The sequence below is a fragment of the Agrococcus sp. HG114 genome, from assembly GCF_024723325.1.
Taxonomy (GTDB): domain Bacteria; phylum Actinomycetota; class Actinomycetes; order Actinomycetales; family Microbacteriaceae; genus Agrococcus.
In genome coordinates, this window is the sequence record NZ_JANQCH010000289.1 from 1 (window position 1) to 427 (window position 427).

A 427-nucleotide genomic window follows, 5' to 3' on the forward strand; every position below is an offset into this window, starting at 1 on the left:
TTGTAAGTCTTCTTATCCATATCTACCGGTTATTTCCATTTTATTCTCACAACTACCCGCTCACAGTGTCCCTAAACATTAAATTTACGCGGTAAATGTAATTTAATGTTTAAAACGAGAACAAATGTTTGTGCAAATGAAAGGAGAGTGATACAATAATGACATAAGAAGAAGCAATGGCTTGAAGCGAATTAGGAGGGTGAGAAGATGTATCCAATAAGTGAAATGAATGTTAATCTGCAAATTTCAGAAGACGGGGCAAACTATAAGGATGCTGATCATGTCGTGCAAAGAGCGTTTATCAATGTTATTTTTGCAGAGCGTGTCCATCAGATCGCCTATAATAAATGCCGCATCGATTCTGAGTATTATACAGCCGAACAAAACGCCAGGCACATACTAACAGAACTTGATAACACTTCTATGA

The 427-nt window shown here is 37.0% G+C and carries 1 protein-coding gene; it reads left to right on the plus strand.

Translation table 11 applies throughout. From position 1 onward, the window contains the following. Positions 1-207 precede the first annotated feature (207 nt). On the plus strand, positions 208-427 hold a 220-nt coding region (locus NWP09_RS13280; protein WP_258275946.1), incomplete at its 3' end, for a hypothetical protein.